20 protein-coding genes are annotated in these 19929 nt (G+C 61.1%); 11 read left to right on the top strand and 9 right to left on the bottom strand.

Going from position 1 to position 19929, the window contains the following annotated elements; translation table 11 throughout:
• Positions 1 to 14 precede the first annotated feature (14 nt).
• Both ACT6VE_RS19885 and ACT6VE_RS19880 read right to left on the bottom strand, forming a co-directional pair.
• Complete coding sequence (locus ACT6VE_RS19885) at positions 15 to 296, bottom strand: metal-sensing transcriptional repressor (protein WP_092938485.1); 282 nt, start codon at positions 294 to 296, stop codon at positions 15 to 17.
• Between the two features lie 499 nt (positions 297 to 795).
• Positions 796 to 1263 (bottom strand): hypothetical protein, encoded by a 468-nt coding sequence (locus ACT6VE_RS19880; RefSeq protein ID WP_444800296.1) that lies wholly within the window; start codon positions 1261 to 1263, stop codon positions 796 to 798.
• A gap of 150 nt (positions 1264 to 1413) precedes the next feature.
• Here ACT6VE_RS19880 and ACT6VE_RS19875 point away from each other — a divergent pair, with 150 nt between their 5' ends.
• The 3 genes from ACT6VE_RS19875 to ACT6VE_RS19865 all read left to right on the top strand — a co-directional run bounded on the left by ACT6VE_RS19875 (position 1414) and on the right by ACT6VE_RS19865 (position 8360).
• A complete protein-coding gene (locus tag ACT6VE_RS19875; RefSeq protein ID WP_444800225.1) occupies positions 1414 to 2508 on the top strand; it encodes a DUF3991 and toprim domain-containing protein in 1095 nt (364 codons plus the stop codon).
• 66 nt (positions 2509 to 2574) lie between these two features.
• The gene (locus ACT6VE_RS19870; protein WP_444800224.1) at positions 2575 to 3180 is read left to right on the top strand and encodes a DUF1419 domain-containing protein; all 606 of its coding nucleotides are present in this window, start codon (positions 2575 to 2577) and stop codon (positions 3178 to 3180) included.
• 89 nt (positions 3181 to 3269) lie between these two features.
• Entirely contained in the window at positions 3270 to 8360 is a 5091-nt protein-coding gene (locus tag ACT6VE_RS19865; protein WP_444800223.1) for a helicase-related protein, read from the top strand.
• A gap of 176 nt (positions 8361 to 8536) precedes the next feature.
• Here ACT6VE_RS19865 and ACT6VE_RS19860 read toward each other — a convergent pair whose 3' ends face one another.
• A complete protein-coding gene (locus tag ACT6VE_RS19860) occupies positions 8537 to 9085 on the bottom strand; it encodes a hypothetical protein (protein ID WP_250966220.1) in 549 nt (182 codons plus the stop codon).
• Positions 9086 to 9442: 357 nt separating this feature from the next.
• Here ACT6VE_RS19860 and ACT6VE_RS19855 point away from each other — a divergent pair, with 357 nt between their 5' ends.
• From ACT6VE_RS19855 to ACT6VE_RS19835, 5 genes are all read left to right on the top strand, one after another.
• Positions 9443 to 11200 (top strand): ParB/RepB/Spo0J family partition protein, encoded by a 1758-nt coding sequence (locus ACT6VE_RS19855; RefSeq protein ID WP_444800222.1) that lies wholly within the window; start codon positions 9443 to 9445, stop codon positions 11198 to 11200.
• A complete protein-coding gene (locus ACT6VE_RS19850) occupies positions 11197 to 12090 on the top strand; it encodes a DUF7007 domain-containing protein (RefSeq protein WP_444800221.1) in 894 nt (297 codons plus the stop codon). Before ACT6VE_RS19855 ends, ACT6VE_RS19850 begins: the two co-directional genes overlap by 4 nt.
• A gap of 118 nt (positions 12091 to 12208) precedes the next feature.
• Positions 12209 to 12397 carry a hypothetical protein gene (locus ACT6VE_RS19845; protein WP_444800220.1) on the top strand — a complete coding sequence of 63 codons (189 nt, stop codon included), beginning with the start codon at positions 12209 to 12211 and terminating at the stop codon, positions 12395 to 12397.
• 387 nt (positions 12398 to 12784) lie between these two features.
• A complete protein-coding gene (locus ACT6VE_RS19840; RefSeq protein WP_444800219.1) occupies positions 12785 to 13372 on the top strand; it encodes a hypothetical protein in 588 nt (195 codons plus the stop codon).
• A gap of 275 nt (positions 13373 to 13647) precedes the next feature.
• Entirely contained in the window at positions 13648 to 14571 is a 924-nt protein-coding gene (locus ACT6VE_RS19835) for an ArdC family protein (RefSeq protein ID WP_444800218.1), read from the top strand.
• A 3-nt stretch (positions 14572 to 14574) separates the two neighbouring features.
• Here ACT6VE_RS19835 and ACT6VE_RS19830 read toward each other — a convergent pair whose 3' ends face one another.
• Positions 14575 to 14748 (bottom strand): hypothetical protein, encoded by a 174-nt coding sequence (locus ACT6VE_RS19830; protein ID WP_444800217.1) that lies wholly within the window; start codon positions 14746 to 14748, stop codon positions 14575 to 14577.
• Positions 14749 to 15203: 455 nt separating this feature from the next.
• Between ACT6VE_RS19830 and ACT6VE_RS19825 the strand changes: the two genes are divergently transcribed.
• The 3 genes from ACT6VE_RS19825 (at position 15204) to ACT6VE_RS19815 (ending at position 16465) form a co-directional block, all read left to right on the top strand.
• Positions 15204 to 15512: a DUF736 domain-containing protein gene (locus ACT6VE_RS19825; protein WP_018326263.1), complete on the top strand. Its 309-nt coding sequence runs from the start codon at positions 15204 to 15206 to the stop codon at positions 15510 to 15512.
• A gap of 322 nt (positions 15513 to 15834) precedes the next feature.
• Positions 15835 to 15999 carry a hypothetical protein gene (locus tag ACT6VE_RS19820; protein WP_444800216.1) on the top strand — a complete coding sequence of 55 codons (165 nt, stop codon included), beginning with the start codon at positions 15835 to 15837 and terminating at the stop codon, positions 15997 to 15999.
• Between the two features lie 292 nt (positions 16000 to 16291).
• Positions 16292 to 16465, top strand: coding sequence for a hypothetical protein (locus ACT6VE_RS19815; protein WP_174007836.1), 174 nt, complete (start codon positions 16292 to 16294; stop codon positions 16463 to 16465).
• A 36-nt stretch (positions 16466 to 16501) separates the two neighbouring features.
• On the opposite strand, the gene ACT6VE_RS19810 is transcribed toward ACT6VE_RS19815, so the two are convergent.
• The 5 genes from ACT6VE_RS19810 to traD form a co-directional block, all read right to left on the bottom strand.
• A complete protein-coding gene (locus ACT6VE_RS19810) occupies positions 16502 to 16870 on the bottom strand; it encodes a thermonuclease family protein (protein ID WP_444800292.1) in 369 nt (122 codons plus the stop codon).
• A gap of 198 nt (positions 16871 to 17068) precedes the next feature.
• Positions 17069 to 17560 (bottom strand): WGR domain-containing protein, encoded by a 492-nt coding sequence (locus ACT6VE_RS19805; protein ID WP_308385023.1) that lies wholly within the window; start codon positions 17558 to 17560, stop codon positions 17069 to 17071.
• A gap of 3 nt (positions 17561 to 17563) precedes the next feature.
• Entirely contained in the window at positions 17564 to 17761 is a 198-nt protein-coding gene (locus ACT6VE_RS19800; protein WP_142174458.1) for a hypothetical protein, read from the bottom strand.
• Positions 17762 to 17789: 28 nt separating this feature from the next.
• Positions 17790 to 19727, bottom strand: coding sequence for a Ti-type conjugative transfer system protein TraG (gene traG / locus ACT6VE_RS19795; RefSeq protein WP_444800215.1), 1938 nt, complete (start codon positions 19725 to 19727; stop codon positions 17790 to 17792).
• Positions 19714 to 19929, bottom strand: coding sequence for a type IV conjugative transfer system coupling protein TraD (gene traD / locus ACT6VE_RS19790; protein WP_142174460.1), 216 nt, complete (start codon positions 19927 to 19929; stop codon positions 19714 to 19716). Before traD ends, traG begins: the two co-directional genes overlap by 14 nt.

The raw sequence follows: 19929 nt of genomic DNA, 5'->3' as shown, positions 1-19929 counted from the left end.
ATGAGGTGGCCCTGTTACAAGTATTTCGTGATCGTCTTGAACTCGTCGATCGTGCGGCGCTGCTCGCTGCCGAGGCTCCCGACTGCATCCTCGAGGCAATGATCCAAGTGATCCTGTATCAATGCCTTCTTTGCCTGGCAGACGGCCTTTTCCACCGCATGAAGCTGCTGGGCGATATCGACGCAGGGACGGTGCGCCTCAATCATCGCGATCACGCTGCGCAGGTGGCCCTCAGCGCGTTTCAGCCGCTTGATGATATCCGGATGGGTTTCGTGCATGTGCGCTTGATCTGTCATGCGGCGGTGCTATCCCCCTGGAGGGGATATGGTCAAGCGCTATATTGTTCCAGCACTTTGCATTCTTCCTGGAAACTGGATAATAATTATCTCGATGATGGTTCGATTGGAAAATCAGAACCGTACACTGGATGGCTATACAATTAGTTCCATAAATATCCTTATGCGATTTTCTCTAAACTATTGAAATACTTCATATAATACCAGCTCTCTATCATTCGGAGTTTGTGGTAACTTGCCTCTGTCGCCACCTGTCTCGAGAGATTGATGATCCGCTTCCTCACACAGTGGCTCGCACATCGCCGGGCAATACGGCGGCGATGGCAGGCTGATGCCAGGCTTCTCGCAATTTCGGATCCAGCCGGGTCCTACTACGAAGCACAGCGCCGTGCGTTCCATAGCCGGTCCAGTGGTGATCTCGACGAGTTCTGGCACTGGTCGAAAGTCGCAAGCGAGATAGCCCGGATAGAACCACGCGCTGAGATGGACTTCGCTGTTCTCAAAGCCTTGTCCGATCAGGAGAAAGCCGGCCGTCGCTGACTGGTGGGCTGGTCAGACAGATGCTCGGCAACAAATGCTGAGCTGGCTTCCGTGAACGACCTGTGCCGAATACCTCAATTCCCGCCGAAGCAAACCAATCCCGCTCTTTATGGATGGCGTTCTGGACCATGTCCGGATCTCCGTCGATCAACCCACTATCGGGGTCGGCTAGCAAGCTGCCGCCGCTTGTCTTCGACTGCGCGGTGATCGCGACCGTCCCCGGTCCTTTGAGAAGCCATCGAGCGGGATCGGCCTGCTCCGGACGGAGGTTTCTCACATGGCACAGGATCTTGCACTTGCACAAAGCCACGCATTTTCGCTTTCCCGCATTCTTATGGTTCCTGTCACCCTGTTCAAATCCGGGGACGAATTCGGCGTCCTTCCGTCCGACGAACTCGATGACGAAGACGATCTTGAGATCGTGCATGAATATTTCCCGCGCGGGTCTCATTGAGACCCGCATGTCCCTGCCGCTGGCGACGTGTTGGCCGCAAGGGAAGCTCCGCCGCGGCGGGTGCAAATCTGCACCTTGATTGCCGCGCCCTTGCCCCCTCCATTCTTCGCGGCGGAAACGAGAATGGCCGCAGGTATGCGGATTGGAAAAGAAGGGCGATCGATAAGCGATCGGAAAACAATGAAGAGAGAAGAGTTGGAGGCGCTGCGCGCCAAGGTGAGTTGCGAAGCCGTGCTGGAGCGAGCCGGTTACTACGTCGATATTAAGGAAAGCACGCGCCGCGCCGTCAAATACCGGCGTGGCGGCAACATCGTCATTGTCACGCATGACGGACGCGGCTGGTTCGATCCGCTCAGCGACGAGAAAGGCGATGTCTTTGGACTTGCCATGTTCCTGGAAGGAATTTTATTCCCGTCCGCAACGCAAGCGGTCGCGTTACTTGTCGGGTATCAACTCTCCCGGCCGGAATGGAGGCCCTCGCGGTCTTCAGTGCCAGTAAAAGACATTTGCGACCGTTGGCGCAGCCGGCCCACGCCTTCGCCCGGATCCGGTGCCTGGCGCTATCTGTGCTGGGGGCGCTGGATCCCGACGGCCATCGCCCGGCAGGCTATTCAAGAGGGTGTCCTGCGGCAAGGACCCTTCGGCAGTATGTGGGCGGCCCATGTCGATAGCGAGGGTCGCGTCGTCGGCTGGGAGGAGCGCGGTCCCGACTGGCGTGGCTTTGCCACCGGGGGTTCGAAGGTTCTCTTCCGTTTTGGACCAAGCGATGCCTCTCGTCTCTGCGTTACCGAGGCCGCGATCGACGCGATGAGCCTTGCAGCGATCGAGGGCTCGCGCGAGCAAACTCTCTATCTCAGCACTGGCGGTGGGTGGTCTCCGGCGACAGATGCGGCGCTTGCCGAACTTGCGGTGCGCCCGGGCCTGACACTGGTCGCGGCCACGGATGCCAATTCCCAAGGGGATGTCTATGCAGAACGACTGCGGGCGCTCGCCGAGGCGTCCGGCTGCGACTGGCAGCGGTTACGTCCGCCGGCGGAGGATTGGAACGAGGTTCTCCAAAACAGGGAGAGGGAAAAATGGGAAAGGAAGAGCGAGAAGAACAACGAGGCCTGCCGCATGCGCGCCGGCCGCATCAAGGGAGGCTCCGCCCGGCATGCGCCGGCCCTTGACCCGGCCGGACACGAGGCCGGCAGCGCGGAAGGGGTCATGAAGGACTGAAGAGAATGGCAAGGTCGAAACGACTTGTACTGCCTTCGGTCCAACCCCCCCGAAAGGATCAAGCTGATGACCTCGATAGCCCTTCCCCGCAAAATATTCCAGGGCGTGGCCAAGCGCGCCGACATGTTCCGGATGTTCGACAGGCACGCGATGCGCCCCGGCCGCTTTGCTGGCGACCAGTCTGCCGTCTATGCCGGCGAATGGTTCGAGATCGATGAAACCTCCTACTCTTACATGCTCGACATTCTGCCGCCGCTCTGGATGCGCGGGCCGATCTTTGCGATGCGGGAATTCATGACCGGTTCGGTGACATCGGTATTTTACGCGATCCGGATCGATGAAGCGGTCCGTTATTTTCACACCTACTGCGACCTCTCGGACCCGAACTCTGTGGAGGCGATGCGAACCGCGATCGTTAACCGCGAAACCCGACCAGTCCGGGCGATGAGCCGCGAAGAACGGCTCGAGCATATCTGGAGCACGACCACCGACGACTATCGAGGCTATGCCAGCGCGCGTTGGCCCAAGCCCATGCAAGGCCATCGTACGGTGATGCTCTACGGTGGCAGTGAAGGCAGCTTTCTGAAGTTGCTCGACACCCTGTCTGACGACGAGATCGCGGCCAAGCTGCCGGTGCATCTACGCCACCTCCCCTCAGCCCTGGCCGCCTGAGCCAGATCATCATTCGCAAACTCCGCGCCAAAAGCGGTCTTCTCGGTGGCCGAGCGATGGCGCACGCCCTCATTTCAAGGAGCTTTCCCATGAGCAACGATCCATTTACATCAGACATGTTCGGCTCGAGCGTGCTTTCGTCCGGCCTCGGACTTGGCGTGACAGCGTTCGGCGGGTTCTCGCCTGATGCCGCCAATGACGACGATCCGGATCCCCTGCCGCCAGCACCTGCACCCGCCCTCCCCGTCGCTGCCACGCCTGCCCGGCGCGCGAGGCTTCGGGCAAACTTCTATCTCGACGGCGACCGCGGGCTGGCCGCCGCCTGGAAGGATCGCGCCCGCGCCAATGTCGCGGCGATCCTTATCGCCGACGACATTGCCAAGCAGGACCGGCCGGCGACGGCCAAGGAACAGGCGCAGTTGATCCGCTTCACGGGCTTCGGCGCCGGCGAACTGGCCAACGGTATCTTCCGTCGGCCAGGCGAGGTCGATTTCCGCCAGGGCTGGGACGATATTGGTTCTTCGCTCGAGACCGCGGTTTGCGAGAGCGACTACGCGTCGCTTGCCCGCTGCACCCAATATGCGCATTTCACGCCAGAGTTCATCATCAGCGCAATCTGGGCTGGGGTCCAGAAACTGGGCTGGCGCGGCGGCCGGGTGCTGGAGCCTGGCATCGGCACGGGGCTGTTCCCTGCCCTGATGCCGGAGCTATATCGCAACGCCGCCTATGTGACCGGGATTGAACTCGATCCCGTCACCGCCCGCATCGCCCGCCTGCTTCAGCCGAAGGCGCGGATCATCAATGGTGACTTTGCTCGTACGGATCTGGCTCCGATCTACGATCTCGCCATCGGCAATCCACCCTTTTCCGATCGCACCGTCCGCTCGGACCGCGCTTACCGGTCGCTTGGCCTTCGTTTGCACGACTATTTCATCGCCCGGTCGATTGATCTGCTGAAGCCCGGCGCGCTCGCCGCATTCGTCACCTCGCATGGCACCATGGACAAGACCGATGCTACGGCACGGGAGCATATCGCCAGATCCGCCGACCTGATCGCGGCAATCCGGCTGCCCGAAGGCAGCTTTCGCCGTGACGCCGGCACGGATGTCGTCGTCGACATCCTCTTCTTCCGCAAGCGGAAACCCGGAGAGCGGGAGGGAAATCAGCTGTGGCTCGATATCGATGAGATCAGGGCGGCCACCGACGACGAAGGCGCCATCAGGATCAATCGCTGGTTTGGTCGGCATCCGGACTTCGTGCTTGGTACACACGCCCTGACCTCCGGCCCGTTCGGCGAGACCTACACATGCCGCCCACGCGATGGAGAGGATCTCGAAGCCGCCCTTGCCACTGCCATCGAGCTTCTGCCGGCTGATCTCTATGACGGCGAGCCGACACCGATCGATATTGATCTGGAGGACGAACTCGGCGAGATCGTCGATCTGCAGCCGAAGGACGGCGCTGTCCGCGAGGGCAGCTTCTTCCTCGACCGGTCGAAGGGCCTGATGCAGATGCTCGACGGATCGGCCGTGCCGGTCACCGTCCGCAAGGGTCGCACGGGTGTTGGGGTCCCGGAAAAGCACGTTCGGATCATCAGCAAGCTGATCCCGATCCGCGATGCCTTGCGCGAGGTGCTGAAGGCACAGGAAACCAATCGGCCGTGGCGCGACCTTCAGGTTCGCTTGCGCATCGCCTGGTCGAGTTTTGTGCGCGATTTCGGGCCGATCAACCACACAGTCGTGTCCGTTCAAGAGGATATAGAGACCGGCGAGGTCAAGGAAACGCATCGCCAACCGAACCTCGCACCGTTCCGCGACGATCCCGATTGCTGGCTGGTTGCCGCAATCGAGGACTACGATCTGGAGACGGACACGGCGAAACCGGGGCCGATTTTTTCCGAACGCGTGATTGCTCCGCCGGCCGCACCGACGATTACCTCACCTGCCGATGCGCTCGCCGTCGTGCTGAATGAACGAGGCCACGTCGATATCGACCATGTCGCCGAGCTGCTGCACAGCGATCCTGCTGATGTGGTCGACGAGTTGGGCGAGGCCATCTTCCGTGATCCGGCCGATGGATCGTGGAAGACGGCAGACGGATATCTCTCAGGGGCCGTCCGCACAAAGCTCGCCGCCGCGCAGGCCGCAGCCGAGCTCGATCCGGCGTATGAGCGCAACGTGCGCGCCTTGGCAGTCGTTCAGCCCGCAGACTTGCGCCCCTCCGACATCACCGCCCGTCTCGGCGCGCCTTGGATCCCGGCCGCCGATGTCGTGGCCTTCGTGAAGGAGAAGATGGAGGCAGATATCCGCATCCATCATATGCCGGAACTCGGTTCCTGGACGGTGGAGGCACGACAACTCGGTTATAGCGCCGCTGGCACATCTGAATGGGGAACCAGCCGCCGCCATGCAGGCGATCTGCTCGCCGATGCGCTGAATAGCCGGGTGCCTCAGATCTTCGACGTGTTCAAGGATGCGGACGGCGAGCGCCGGGTCCTCAATGTCGTTGATACCGAAGCCGCGCGCGACAAGCTGCAGAGGATCAAACAGGCATTCCAGGACTGGGTCTGGACCGATCCGGATCGAAGCGACCGGCTGGCCCGCGATTACAATGATCGCTTCAACAATATCGCGCCACGCAAATTCGATGGCTCCCACCTGAAACTTCCCGGCGCCTCTGGCGCCTTTGTTTTGTATGGACACCAGAAACGCGGGATCTGGCGGATCATCGCCGATGGCTCGACCTACCTTGCCCATGCCGTCGGTGCCGGTAAGACGATGACGATGGCGGCGGCCATCATGGAGCAGCGCCGGCTTGGACTGATCGCCAAGGCCATGCTGGTCGTGCCCGGCCATTGCCTGGCGCAGGCGGCGCGGGAATTTCTGGGGCTTTATCCGAATGCCCGCATTCTCGTCGCCGACGAAACCAACTTCACCAAGGACAAGCGGGCCCGCTTCCTATCGCGGGCGGCAACCGCGACTTGGGATGCGATCATCATTACGCATTCTGCGTTCCGCTTCATCGCGGTACCCTCCGTCTTCGAGAGCCAAATGATTCAGGACGAGTTGCAGCTCTATGAGGATCTGCTGACCAAGGTCGACAGCGAGGACCGCGTTTCACGCAAGCGGCTCGAGCGGCTGAAGGAAGGTTTGCAGGAGCGGCTCGAAGGACTGGCGACCAGAAAGGATGATCTTCTCACCATCTCGGAAATTGGTATCGACCAGATCGTCGTCGACGAGGCGCAGGAATTCCGCAAGCTATCCTTTGCCACCAACATGTCGACGCTGAAGGGGATCGATCCGAATGGCTCGCAGCGCGCTTGGGATCTCTATGTAAAGTCCCGCTACATCGAGACGCGGAACCCAGGCCGCGCGCTTGTTCTCGCTTCCGGCACGCCGATCACCAATACCCTCGGTGAGATGTTCTCGATCCAGCGTCTGCTTGGGTATGCAGCGCTTGCCGAACGCGGACTGCACGAGTTCGACGCCTGGGCATCGTGCTTCGGCGACACGACCACCGAACTCGAAATCCAGCCATCCGGCAAATACAAACCGGTCAGCCGCTTTGCCTCCTTCGTCAACGTGCCGGAGCTGATCGCCATGTTCCGCTCGTTTGCCGATGTGGTGATGCCGGATGACCTGCGGCAATACGTGAAGGTGCCCAACATCTCGACCGGCCGGCGGCAGATCCTGACGGCCAAGCCGACGGCACTGTTCAAGACCTATCAGCAGACCCTCGGCAGCAGGATCAAGGCGATCGAGCAGCGCGAGGGTCCCGCCAAGCCCGGCGACGACATACTGCTGTCCGTCATCACTGATGGGCGCCATGCGGCGATCGACCTGCGCTTCGTCATGCCGGCGGCGGACAACGAGGAGGACAATAAACTCAATCTGCTCATCCGCAATGCCCATCGGATCTGGAAGGAAACCGGCGAGGCCATCTATCGACGCCCCGACGGCAAAGACTTCGATCTACCAGGGGCAGCCCAGATGATCTTTTCCGATCTCGGCACGATCAACGTCGAGAAGAGCCGAGGCTTCTCGGCCTATCGCTTCATTCGCGACGAGCTGATCCGGCTCGGCGTGCCCTCCTCGCAAATCGCCTTCATGCAGGACTACAAGAAGACCGAAGCCAAGCAGCGACTGTTCGGCGATTTCAGGGCCGGCAAGGTTCGTTTCCTGATCGGCTCGTCTGAAACGATGGGCACGGGCGTCAACGCCCAGCTTCGGCTGAAGGCGCTCCATCACCTCGATGTGCCCTGGCTGCCGTCGCAGATCGAGCAACGCGAGGGTCGCATCGTCCGCCAGGGCAACCAGCACGACGAGGTCGATATCTTCGCCTATGCCACCGAGGGTTCGCTCGATGCCAGCATGTGGCAGAATAACGAGCGCAAGGCCCGCTTCATTGCCGCGGCTCTGTCGGGAGATACCTCTATCCGGCGGCTCGAAGACGTTGGCGAGGGGGCGGCCAACCAGTTCGCCATGGCCAAGGCCATTGCCTCCGGTGACGAGCGCCTGATGCAGAAGGCCGGGCTTGAGGCCGACATTGCCCGTCTTGAGCGGCTGCGCGCTGCCCACGAGGACGATCAATACGGCGTCCGCCGGCAGATGCGCGATGCAGAACGCGAAATCGAGGTCTCGACCCGGCGGATTGGCGAAATCGGCCAGGACATCGCGCGGCTACAGTCGACCAACGGCGATGCCTTCACCATGACGGTACTCGGTAAGGAACATGCCGAGCGCAAGGAGGCCGGTCGGGCGCTGATGAAGGAAATCCTCACGCTTCTGCAGCTTCAGCAGGAGGGGCAGGTGCATCTCGCAACGATCGGCGGCTTCGATCTCGTCTATGAGGGTGAGAGGTTCGGCAAGGGCGATGGCTATCGCTACGAGACGCTGCTTCAGCGCACCGGGGCAGAGTATGGGATCGACCTTGCAATCACGGTCACGCCGCTCGGCGCCATCTCACGGCTGGAGCACGGACTCGACGGCTTTGAGCAGGAACAGCTTCAGTATCGCCGGCGGTTGGAAGAGGCCGAGCGCCGGCTGGCCTCATACCGTTCCCGAGACGGAGGAGCGTTCGCGTTCGCTGACGATCTCAAGGAGAAAAGGCGCGAGCTACGTGACATCGAAACTCAACTGGCGGGCGGCCTCGGCAATGAGACCAACGCGCTGGCCGCATAGCTCCATTGCACAATAAATGTTTTCTGATTGGCCAAAAATCAGGCATAAAGCCTACAGCTGATGCATATGGCGGTCTCCTCCCAGTTCCGCCGCCGCAGCTGTTCCCCTCTGGAGGTCAAAGATCTCCACACTTTATGGGCCGCGGTTTACTCCGTCGGCCCTTTTTTCTTGCCGTCTTATTGTGGCCACGTCATTTGCCACAAGACCGATGCGACGTACGAGCCCAGTACACCAAGCAAGAAGGCGATACCGCGCTCTGCCCACCGTTGCGCTTTCGTCGGTACTCCCAGCGCTTTTCGGACTGCTTCTGTCTCAATAGCTTTCAACGCCTCAAGTGCCTGCGCTTCTGTAATCAAAGTCGACTTTTGATCTTTCGCAGCTGCTATCGCTGTCGCAAGCATCGAAAGCTCTGCCTTGTTCCTGTCGGCTTGGATCCCCAGTTCGTCAATAGCCTCGAGCGCCTCGCGCATGTTTTGTCGGGCGGCGTCGATTTTCTTCAATCGCTCATCGACTGTTTCGCGTGACTGGCCTACCGCGATCGATAGATCGAAGGGCCCGAGCTTCGCTTTGATGCCAAGATCTCTTAGTAACGAGATGCTTGCGCCACGCAGTGCGTCTAGCACCTCCCCCAGGATCACGCCGCTTATCTGCGCCTGGCCTTGAGGCTTCATGTTCCAACGAGGCCCAAGGCCTCTGGCCTCTCCCGGTTTGTCTTTTTCGTCCATCTTTCCCCCTCGGTCCGAACGATCGGTTTCGAACCATGCGCCGCAACGACATTCGATTAAGCTGAAAGAAGCTTGGCCTGCAATGAAAAGGAGGAGAGTTGCAGGGAAGAATAGATCAAGAAAGCGCTCGCCGATCGGTCCTCCTGCCGACGCGTACGCTCAACCGCCGCCTGCGCTATCCCGGCCACTCGTTCTTCGCAGGGCTGTCAGCCCCGCTCGTCCTTCACAGCAGGGATGCTCGGCCGCAGTTGCGTCAGTCCGGCCGTTCGGCGGTCCTGGAGGTGTCTTCGAGAAAAATGAAGACAGGAAGGGCTGGCAAGGCGCCGGTCCGGAACTCTCTAGACAAGGACGAATCCCATGCAGATCATCAAGGTTGACCCGCGCGCTCTGAAAGAAAACCCCGACCGGATGCGCCAGTCGAAGTCGTCGCCGCAGGCCGATGCGCTGATGTTGGCGACGATCAAGGCCGTCGGCATCGTCCAGCCGCCGGTGGTCGCGCCGGAGAGGGATGGTGGCAACGGCTACATCATTGACGCTGGCCATCGCCGTGTGCGCCTTGCCATCGCAGCAGGCCTCGAAGAAATCGAAATCCTCGTCGTTGATGCAGCCAACGACAACGGTGCGATGCGTTCTATGGTCGAGAACAGCGTCCGTGAAGCGCTCAACCCCGTCGACCAATGGCGAGGTATTGAACGCCTTGTCGCTCTCGGCTGGACAGAGGAAGCGATCGCCGTCGCTCTCGCCCTTCCCGTCCGCCAGATCCGTAAGCTGCGCCTGCTTGCCAATGTCCTGCCAGCTATGCTGGAGCAGATGGCGCTGGGCGATATGCCGTCCGAGCAGCAGTTGCGGACCATCGCAGCGGCGGGCCAGGTCGAACAGAAGGAGGTCTGGAAAGCGCACAAGCCCAAGAAGGGCGACACGGCGCCATGGTGGCAGATCGCAAATGCGCTCACGAAGAAGCGCATGTATGCCAGGGACGCGAGCTTCGGCGATGATCTGGCTCAGGCCTACGGGATCGAATGGGTGGAGGATCTCTTCGCACCGGCCGACGAGGACGGCCGCTACACCACCAATGTCGAAGGTTTTCTTGGCGCCCAGCACGAATGGATGACGAACAATCTGCCGAAGCGCGGCGCGATCGTTGAGGTCAACAGCTGGGGCCAGCCGGAACTGCCGAAGAAGGGATCCCAAGTCTACGGCAAGCCGTCCAAGTCCGACCATACGGCGCTCTACCTCGATCGTGACGGCAAGGTCCAGACGGTGCATTACCGCCTCCCCGAGGCGGCGAAGCCGAAGGGTGCTGTTGGCGACGGATCGGTCACTGGCGGCGATGACGCCGACGCAGTCGCCACGCCGAAAGTCCGGCCCGACGTCACGCAGAAGGGCCACGACATGATCGGCGATTTCCGCACTGATGCCCTGCACGATGCGCTCGGTCGCGCGCCGATCGAGGATGATATGCTGATGGCGCTGATGGTCCTGGCGTTCGCCGGCCAGAATGTCCGCATCGACTCCGGCGCAGATGGCACCTTCTACGGCGGCAAGCGCTTCTCGCGTCATGCCGTCGGACTGTTTGACGAGCATGGCAAGCTCGCCTTCGATCAGGACACGCTTCGGGTCGCCGCCCGCTCGGTGCTGATCGACGTCCTCTCGTGCCGGCGGGGCATGTCGAACAGCGGCATGGTCGCGCGCATCGCCGGCGAGGCGATCGGCGCCGACGCGTTCCTGCCAAACATGGGCTCGGAAGATTTCCTCTTGTGCTTGTCGCGCCAGGCACTGGAAGCCTTTTGCGCTGAGGCATCGATCCAGCCGCGCCCGAAGGTCCGCGAGACGCGTACAGCGCTCGCCGAGCATTTCGCAACTAAGCACTTTGTCCATCCGTCGGGTCGCTTCGCACCGCCGGCTGACGAACTGCTCGACTGGATCCGGGCAGGCGTTACCACGGATGTCATCGGCGCGAGCCCCCAGGATGACGGGGAAAGCGATATCGATGATCCATCGGTAGATCAGCCAGAACACAATACCGACGATGTGGTCGAAGGCGAACCCGAGGATGCGGACCTGCCCGATCATGATGTGCATGACGAAGACTCCGACCAGAGGGCTGCAGCATGACCGCCGCCCTCCAGTCGAACATGGCAAACTCCACCCCCGATCTTTCGGGGGTGGAGTTTGCCACCAGCGCGGACGGGCTGCCCGTGGCCCGCATCGGTGACCTGGTCCTTGCCATGGTCACATCACCCAGCGGCATTGCGTTTGTTGCAAGCGCCGGTGCGATCCGTCGGCCACTTGCCGATCTGACGCGGGCAGATTTCATCGGGCATGACGGCCGGGTTGCCGATGAAGCCGAGTTCCGGGCGCGCGTTGCCGAGACCGCTGGTCACAAACGCGATCTGGCCAAGCTGAACCGCGTGCAAACTCGCATGTCGGCCAGCACACCATGGGGCGGATCGCAGATGGCGATCGTGTATGCAGAGGGCGTGGTCGCTCACATGACCTCGGGGCATGGCGGTTTCCATCTGTCGACAGAGCGCAATGCCAAGGTCCATCCGCTGTTGCGGAAGGACACGCCTTGGTATGAAGAGGACTGCGAATGGGCGATCGTCGCGATAAGTTTTCCGGACCTGTTCACCGCCTACGAGCGGTCGATGGCAGAAAAGACCATCCGCAATACCTGGCCCGACGTCTGGGAGATGATCCGCGGTTGCTCGCTTACCGAGGGTGAGAGCTGGGCCAAAGATCGCCGGGCGTTCGATCAACGCCATGCGGCTGACTACATCGTTATGTCGGCAATCTTGTCCGATCAGAGCCCCGGCATGACGGAGGTCGTGGCGAAGATCGGCGGAGGCCATATCCGCGGTGGTGAAGAACGCCGCTTTCTGGTGGCAAGCGACGAATATGCGGGGCGGGGGCGGTTCGGCTTCGTCATCAATCTCGCTCGCCACGCTGAATATGATGGCCCCTCCTCCTTCATTGGCTGGCGAAACCGGGGGGATGGGTCATGATCGACATCCGCCTCTTGAGGCCGCTGGCGAAAGCAATCGGCGCCGGCGCGAGACCCAGCGGCATCTCGATTGTCTAAGCCGGCAGATTGCGGCGCGCGCCGGAAGACAGGCGACCACGGTGAAGGTCCGGAGCCGCGCGCGGCGCCGGTCCGGTCACCGTCTCTACCATCGGGAGATCGTCGACCGCCTTGCCTTCGAGCGCTGGGTCGAACTCGACATGATCGCCTGCAGGCTGGCGATGCAGGAGCAGGTCATCGGGGCGTTCCAGCATCGCGACCGCGAGCCTGTGCTGCATCCGGCGATATAGGAAGACCCGAGGCGGGTGAGCTGGCGATGTGCTTGCCCGGCTTCGATGGCATCGGCATTGCGGGCTTGGCCATGTGCCCTTCTCTCGGGCAGCGGGAGTGATATCGGACCCGTGCCGGACTGCCCTTCTTGTTCGCTGCGGTCTGAACCGGCGGCCGGTCGTTTCAAGGCCGCTGTCGCGCCGCGGGGCGGCCGATCCAGCCTCTCTGCGCGAGGGCAGGCTCGCGGTCTGCTCAGGTCAAGACCTGCTGGCCCGCAAACCTGCCCTGCTGGCTCAGTTGGATCGAACCTGTGAAGCCACCCGTCCCTTGCCGGTTCCTGATCGTCCGCATCGAAGGGCAGACCGGCACGGGCCGGAACCGCTTCGCAAGCCAAGGAAGGAACAGACATGGCCAAGCCCTCTACCCCCAATCGCTCCAACACCAGGTCGTCGCAATCTCGCCGCGGTACCACCCTCGAAATGGTCCGCCTCTCCTGCCCCGACGCCACCCAGGCATTCAAGATCGCGACAAGCTTCTGCACGGCAGTCGTCGACAGCGATGGCATCCGCAGCCTTCACGAGCGGCTGATCGTCGAGACCGCCGAAAGCCTGTCTGAAGGCCTCGGCGAGAAGGCGATGCAGATCCACCTCCAGCGCATCGTCGGGGCCTTCGTCGGATCCGCGCATGGCGCCGGGCAATTCTACTCCCGCGCCGTCACCGAGGCGCGCGATGCCACGGCCAAGGCGTCCAACGACGCCCGCGATGAGGACCTCGACGGTCCGGTCGGCTATGACAGCGCCGCCCAGCGCAAGCGGGAGTTCGCGGCCGACATGGGTGTCCAATCGCACGCGCTGCGCATGGCAGCCGAGGGCGCAGTCGCGGCTTACGAACAGGTCATCGGCGAGACCTGGAAGCCTTTCGACCGGCCGGTCGAAAATCCGGGCGCATCGCTCGACCGCAAAGCGGCCGAAGCTCAGTTGGCCGCTTTCGGATAACACATTGGCGGGGTCGCACCCCGCTCTTTCTTCATGTTCCGAGGCAGGCGCTCGCAGGCGCCGGCCTTTTTCATGTCGCGAAGAAAGGCTGAAGACGCGCCTATCGCGGCCCGTCCCGGTCGGCGGTCCTGCAGGAGCCGGGCACCCATGCAACGGCTTTGCCGTCCTCCACGCTGTTGCGGCCGTTCCGGTGCATGGCTGCACCATCGGCCCCTGACTTCGGACCTCCGTAACGGACCGCGACAGGCGCGGTCCTGAGAAAAGGAGAAGAAGTCATGACGAAGAAAGCGGAATCGGACCGTATCGACATCTACACGCGGATCACCGATCGGATCATTGAAGATCTCGAACAGGGCGTTCGCCCCTGGATGAAACCATGGAGCGCCGCCAACACGCATAGTCGCATTACACGGCCGATGCGCCACAACGGCCTCCCCTATTCCGGCATGAACGTGCTGCTCCTGTGGTCGGAGCAGGTATCGCGCGGCTTCTCCTCCTCGATGTGGATGACCTTCAAACAGGCCCTCGAGCTGGGCGGGGCCGTGCGAAAGGGCGAAACCGGCTCGACAGTCGTCTTCGCCAGCCGGTTCACAAAGTCGGTGGCCGACGGAAACGGCAATGATGTCGATCGAGAGATACCGTTCCTAAAGGCATATTCTGTGTTCAATATAGAGCAGATCGAGGGTTTGCCCGACACCTATCATGCTCCGCCGGCCAAGATTCGGGATCCTGTCGAGCGAATAGAAAGCGCCGATCTCTTTTTCCGCAACACCGGCGCGGTCATCCGGCACGGCGGCAACCAGGCCTATTATTCGCCGATCATGGATTACATCCAGATGCCGCCCTTCGAGGCGTTCTGTGATGCTGCCGGATACGCGGCCGTCCTCAGCCATGAGGCGACCCACTGGACGGCGGCGGAACATCGCGTCGGACGTGACCTGTCGCGCTATGCGAAGGACCGGACGGATCGCGCGCGCGAAGAACTTATTGCCGAGCTCGGCAGTTGCTTCCTCTGCGCCGATCTCGGCATCGCACCGGAGCTCGAGCCGCGGCCGGATCATGCATCCTACCTGCAGTCGTGGCTATCGGTGCTGGCCAACGACAAGCGGGCGATCTTCCAGGCGGCGGCTCATGCGCAGCGCGCTGTAAGTTTCCTGCATTCCTTGCAGCCGCAAGCGGAAGTCAAGGCTGCAGCCTGACGCTCAGTCGCGGTTGTCACCGCCTGTGGCGACCGCGTGATCCATGTCCCGTTCGTCCTTGAGACCTTGTGCGATGTCAGCATCCAGCCTTCCCCAGATTGACGGTTTTTGAGCGTCGGGTTTGGGTTTGCGGGTCGGTCTACGTTCGACAATAAACGGCTTGGCCTGCTGGCGCATTGATCCTCCAGGTGGCAATCCGCGAGTGAAACGATATCGCACAGGGTAAGTTGGGCAAGCGGGCCTATTATGTGAGGTGCTCGTGTCCCCGACTGAAACAAGCAACGACGGTCGAAGCGGGGGATGGCGCAAGATGCCATTCGTGCCCGGGCGAGAGCGGCGGAACACCATTGCCATATCCCTTCACGTCAGAGTTTCCGGCAACCCATCTGCGGGCTCGATAAGGCATGTCTGACCGGAGACCGGCTGCGCCTCGATCGTTTTCCCGCAACGGCTAGCCGCAGATTTCTTACCCCGGAAGGCTGCGCCTTTCTCCTCGCCCACTAACAAATCTGCGACTTGCCGCCCTCCATTTCATTCCGGCCCTATTGGGTGCGGTCCGATCGTCACCGGTCTTTTGACAGCTATCGAGGTCGCGATGGGCGCGGCCCGAACACGAGAAAAGGAATACGACAATGGCAACCATCGGCACATTCACCTCCACCGAAAACGGCTTCACCGGCTCCATCCGCACGCTCGCCCTCAACGTCAAGGCCCGCATCGCCCGGGTCGAGAACCCCTCCGACAAGGGTCCGCAGTTCCGCGTCTACGCCGGCAGCGTCGAGCTGGGTGCCGCCTGGCAGAAAACCTCCGAACAGGGCCGCGACTACCTCTCGGTCAAGCTCGACGATCCGAGCTTCCCAGCTCCGATCTACGCAACGCTCGCCGAAGTTGAAGGCGAGGATGGCCTCCAGCTCATCTGGTCCCGCCCGAACCGGGACTGATTGACATCACGGGGCTCCGCCGTCGGCGGAGCCTTCTCCTCTGCCGAGAAGTCAAAGCAGGACCCGGTATCGAGCCCGGTCCTGCTTTTTTGGTGGCATACGGAAACGGGGGATAGCTGCTCAGATCTGTCGAGGATGCCGGGCCGGAATGACGGCCTCAAGGACGAGCGGTTCCCCCAATTTCGCGCGAACGCTCTTTGAGCGCCCGCACGAAATCGGCTCCCCCACTCGCCGCCGCTGGCGGTCGCATCCGCGATCCCTGACCCCGCCATCCCGTCCCGCCCTGCCAAATCGTCTTTCACAAACTCAAGGAGATGAGACGATGACGATCGAACAGCACATCGAAGAACTGCGGGCCGAGCTGAAGAACGCTTGCGACGCTGCGGAGCGCTGCGAGCTCCAGACCGAGCTAGACCTGGCTCAAACGGAGTTGGCAATCATCACGGCAGAGCAGGACGGAAGCGTTGATGCCGAGCCGCCCTTCTGAGAACGGTAGACTACACAGCCAGGCATTGTCTCTGTGTAAGGTGTCGAAAGGCGGAGACATTGCACGGTGTCCTTGTCGAGCGAGGCCATCGACATCAGGGATGTTGCAGTCCGGTCGTCGGGCAGCAACTCATCGCCATCAGAATTTTCCCCGCCGCTTCGCGTCTCCTTGCGCGCCAAAATTCAGGTGTCGATAAGTCTTCCGCTTCGCTGCGGTCGTACCGATGCAACCCTCCTTGTCCCGGCCTGCGGCCGATCCCTGCGATGTCCGCAATCGACAAGGAGAAACCACCATGCAACGCCTCGCACAATTCCTGGCCGCCACAGGCCGCAAGCTTTCTTCCCTTGGCAAGGTGATCGGCCACTTTTTCCGCAAGGGCAAACTCGGCCTGAAGCTCGCGATCAAGATCCCGTTCTTCGTCGAGATCGAGATCTCCTTTGAAACAGATTGGAGCAGGCGCCGATAACGGCGTTGTGCAACGGCCAGCAATCGTGGGCCGGTTTCAGCACCAGGGCTGTCTACGGCCCGTCCAGGTTCTGGCCAGGCCTTCCGATACGAGGATATCGCCGAGGCTCCTGCCGTCACGGATGAGGACGCGGAGCTTGCGACCGTATCTGTCTTCGTCGCGTCCGGGCCGTGCGCGAAGCTTGAAGGAACCCTGATTGACCAGTTCGATCAGGCGATCGGTCGCGCGATTTCCCAGCGCCAGTTCCGTTGCGCATTTCGGCTCGCTGATCTCGGGAGCGTCGATATCGGCAATGCGGATTTTTGCGCCCTCAATCCAGAGAGTATCTCCGTCCACGACGCAGGCGAAGCGATCACCACCGAAACATTTCCGGTATGTCGTCTCCGGACTGATGACCAAGCTCACAGCCTCGGCGACTGGAACGATCCCAAATATGTAAGCGCCCAGCGCACAGCCGGATACTGCGATCGCGAGGATGATCTTTCTCACGGGATAACGGACCTCTGGCCGACCGCCATGGTCATTCCTCTGCAATTCCATGGGTCTCAATTTGAATTCGATCCGTCACGTTGGTTTTCATATCGCTCTTCTGTGAAGCTGGCGCTAACGCCGCTGCAAGCTGTCCCGGTACGTATGTTGCGCCGAGTTGATTGTACGGTATCCCCGGTGGCGTTTTTGCCTGACGAGATCGAGGAACAATTCAACCGCGTCTTTCTCTTGTTCGAAGTGATGAACCTTTAGCTGGCCTCTGGTTCCGATGCGTCCCCAGCGCCGCATAAGACAGGCCTCTCCGAAGAGGGTCGGTTCGATCGACATGGCATAGAAGCGCGCCATGTTGTTCTCGGCGTCCGTGCGTTCGATATAGAGGTGATAGGGCTGGGCGATCATGGTGAGAGAATCGCGCAATCGGGCCCATGCGTCCAACGAGAGTTGTGAATCGATGGTCGCGGAACGATTCAGTTTTGTGAAGTATGGACAGAAGGAGCATTGGGCGGTCCGCCTTTGGCGTACGGCTCTATTCGCTGAAGCGAACGAAGCCCAGCTGTGGTCTTCGCCGATCCCGGTAACGATCCTCCCGCGATAGCCGACTGCCATTGATCAGTATCCCAGGTAACCGAGAATATCGGCGCCACAATAGTCGGCTTGGTCGTCTGGATGAGCGATGACATCACCGGTCGTGACATCCACCAAAGCGCTATCGCTATTGCGAACGATTGCCTCAATTTGATGGATGCGGCATTCTTCGATGGCCGCTTCTGCCGTGACCTGTGCCTCGCACGCTTCCCAATATCTCATCGACCGATCTCCGGGTCCGGGTTCTCCCTCAGACCTTGATTTCCAATGGTTCACGTTTTCCATGGAAGCGGTTATCGCCAACGCAGGACTTCATGTCGGCTCGCCGGAACCACATCGCGCGACCGCATCGAAGCGGCGCATTTCCCCCGGTGAACACAATCTGCTCATCGGCACGCATGCGCAGGACTTCGTGCGGCTGGATCAATGGTCGGCTGGCAAGTTGCTTTGATCGGGTTCGTGACGAACCCCTCGCCTGAAAGCTGCGGCTGACCTGGTCGATCTCGACCGTCGTTGTTCCACAACGCCGGGAGATATAGTCCGCGGTTTCCGGATCGTTGATCGCTGAGAAACTGATCCAGCTCGCGCTTTCGAACCACTTGCTGGTGGCGTCGCGTCCGCCATAGGTTTCGCGCATCTGGCCGATCGACTGATAGATCATCAGAAGCGTGATCCCGTACTTGCGGCCGGCATCGCGTGCCGTCTCAAGAATCCTCATGAAACCCAGGCGCGCGACTTCGTCGAGAAGGAACAGAGCGCGTCCCGGCATCGCCCCGTCACGATTATAGATAGCGTTCAGGAATGAGCCGATGATTACCCTTGCCAGACCACCGTGGGTCTCCAGCGTCTTAAGATCCAGCGCGACGAACACGTCGGTCTTTCCCGATGCGATGTCATCGGTCGAAAAGGTCGAACCGGACACGAGACCGGCATAGTTCGGATAGCTCAGCCAATGTGTTTCTTTGATCGCGTTGGCATAGACGCCGGAGAAGGTTTCGGGCGTCATGTTCACGAACGCTGCCACGATCTCCTTCACGAAATCGGACTCGGAGTTGTCGTAGATTTCCTGAAGCCGCGCGCGCAGCTTCGGCTCCGGTTCCGAGAGGTTCATGCGCACGGTCCGCAGCGTCTGATCCTTCTTTTCCGCATGACCCGAGAGGCAGACATCGGCGATGATCGCCGTCAGCAGCTGCAAGCCGGATGCCCGAAAGAAATCGTCCCGTACGCCGCTGGCGCGGCCGCTTTCGCTCATGATCCACGAGGCGACCGCAGCGATATCCTCTTCCTTCGTCCCGCCATGCTGACCGATCCAGTCCAGGGCATTGAACCCGATATCGGGATCTTTCGGGTCGAGCACGATTACATCACGGCCGGCCTCGCTCCGGTGCGCCTTGACCATCGGCGCCACCTCATTGGATGGATCAAGTACGATCAGCGTGCCGCCCCATTTCAGCGCCGTGGGTATCGTGACCGACGTTGTCTTGAAACCGCCGGAGCCGGCGAACACGATGCCATGTGACGATCCGAACGAACCGTCGAAGCAGAGCAGCGGTGACTTTCCCCCGGCGCCCCATGTCTCAGGCATATCGGCCCGAAACGAGAGTGCCGCCGTGCTGTCGCGATCGACACGATATCGCTCGCCGATGACGATGCCGCCGCCCTCTGCGAACAGCTTCCCTGCCTCCGGCAGTTTCATCCATTCCGCCTCGCCATGCAGTGCGCGTTTACCGCGGATGCGTTTCGGCTCGGAACGCGAGAATGCGGCGTTGCCGATCACCGCAACGCGAAGCGCGAAGATGCCGGAGAACAGAGCTGCCGCAGCTCCTGTCATTGTTGACGGATCGATATAGGACAGGATCGACCTGGCCGCAGGCACCTGTCCGGCAAATTGCGAAAGCCGCATTCCTTCCCGAACGACGGCAATTGCAATAACGGTGCCCGATCCGGCAGCGACGCCCCACCCTGCGGTCTTGATGTTGACCGATCCCTGGGCACTGAGGAGAAAGATCAGTGCGATCGCAGCGCTCGCCACATAAGGAAGTGCCAAGCCAATCCGACCAAGCGTCAATTTCGCTTCTGCCGTTTTTCCGAACGTCGCGAGCCACTGTTCGATCCCGGGCAAAGTCAGTGCAATGCCGATCATCATCAGCGGCGGGACAACGGCGAGCAGGATCCTATTCGCTGTCATTGCCGAATGCCTCCGCGCCGATTGCGATCAGACGGGATCGCTCCGCCTCATCGCCCTTGATTCTCTTCTCTGCTTCGATCAACAGACCGAGCAGGAGGGCGCGCTTTTCATAGCGCAGGCCGGCTTTGACGATCAGGCCGCCCAACTCGATCTTCTCGCGAGCGTCCTTCTTTCTGGCCTCTGCTGTGGTCAGCCGCTGCAT

It is taken from the genome of Shinella sp. (assembly GCF_052438155.1).
Taxonomy (GTDB): domain Bacteria; phylum Pseudomonadota; class Alphaproteobacteria; order Rhizobiales; family Rhizobiaceae; genus Shinella.
The sequence above is the reverse complement of the archived record's forward strand: the minus strand, read 5'-3'. Positions and strand labels throughout refer to the sequence as shown.

What these genes read in the sequence shown, in the direction of transcription:
- ACT6VE_RS19870 (WP_444800224.1), top strand. Translation starts at nt 2,575, where the DNA reads ATGACCTCGATAGCCCTTCCCCGCAAAATATTCCAGGGCGTGGCCAAG.
- ACT6VE_RS19835 (WP_444800218.1), top strand. Translation starts at nt 13,648, where the DNA reads ATGACGAAGAAAGCGGAATCGGACCGTATCGACATCTACACGCGGATC.
- ACT6VE_RS19860 (WP_250966220.1), bottom strand. Translation starts at nt 9,085, where the DNA reads ATGGACGAAAAAGACAAACCGGGAGAGGCCAGAGGCCTTGGGCCTCGT.
- ACT6VE_RS19800 (WP_142174458.1), bottom strand. Translation starts at nt 17,761, where the DNA reads ATGAGATATTGGGAAGCGTGCGAGGCACAGGTCACGGCAGAAGCGGCC.
- ACT6VE_RS19880 (WP_444800296.1), bottom strand. Translation starts at nt 1,263, where the DNA reads ATGCACGATCTCAAGATCGTCTTCGTCATCGAGTTCGTCGGACGGAAG.
- ACT6VE_RS19840 (WP_444800219.1), top strand. Translation starts at nt 12,785, where the DNA reads ATGGCCAAGCCCTCTACCCCCAATCGCTCCAACACCAGGTCGTCGCAA.
- ACT6VE_RS19805 (WP_308385023.1), bottom strand. Translation starts at nt 17,560, where the DNA reads ATGGCAGTCGGCTATCGCGGGAGGATCGTTACCGGGATCGGCGAAGAC.
- ACT6VE_RS19855 (WP_444800222.1), top strand. Translation starts at nt 9,443, where the DNA reads ATGCAGATCATCAAGGTTGACCCGCGCGCTCTGAAAGAAAACCCCGAC.
- ACT6VE_RS19875 (WP_444800225.1), top strand. Translation starts at nt 1,414, where the DNA reads ATGGCCGCAGGTATGCGGATTGGAAAAGAAGGGCGATCGATAAGCGAT.
- ACT6VE_RS19820 (WP_444800216.1), top strand. Translation starts at nt 15,835, where the DNA reads ATGACGATCGAACAGCACATCGAAGAACTGCGGGCCGAGCTGAAGAAC.
- ACT6VE_RS19815 (WP_174007836.1), top strand. Translation starts at nt 16,292, where the DNA reads ATGCAACGCCTCGCACAATTCCTGGCCGCCACAGGCCGCAAGCTTTCT.
- ACT6VE_RS19885 (WP_092938485.1), bottom strand. Translation starts at nt 296, where the DNA reads ATGACAGATCAAGCGCACATGCACGAAACCCATCCGGATATCATCAAG.
- ACT6VE_RS19830 (WP_444800217.1), bottom strand. Translation starts at nt 14,748, where the DNA reads ATGCGCCAGCAGGCCAAGCCGTTTATTGTCGAACGTAGACCGACCCGC.
- ACT6VE_RS19865 (WP_444800223.1), top strand. Translation starts at nt 3,270, where the DNA reads ATGAGCAACGATCCATTTACATCAGACATGTTCGGCTCGAGCGTGCTT.
- traG (WP_444800215.1), bottom strand. Translation starts at nt 19,727, where the DNA reads ATGACAGCGAATAGGATCCTGCTCGCCGTTGTCCCGCCGCTGATGATG.
- ACT6VE_RS19850 (WP_444800221.1), top strand. Translation starts at nt 11,197, where the DNA reads ATGACCGCCGCCCTCCAGTCGAACATGGCAAACTCCACCCCCGATCTT.
- traD (WP_142174460.1), bottom strand. Translation starts at nt 19,929, where the DNA reads ATGCAGCGGCTGACCACAGCAGAGGCCAGAAAGAAGGACGCTCGCGAG.
- ACT6VE_RS19825 (WP_018326263.1), top strand. Translation starts at nt 15,204, where the DNA reads ATGGCAACCATCGGCACATTCACCTCCACCGAAAACGGCTTCACCGGC.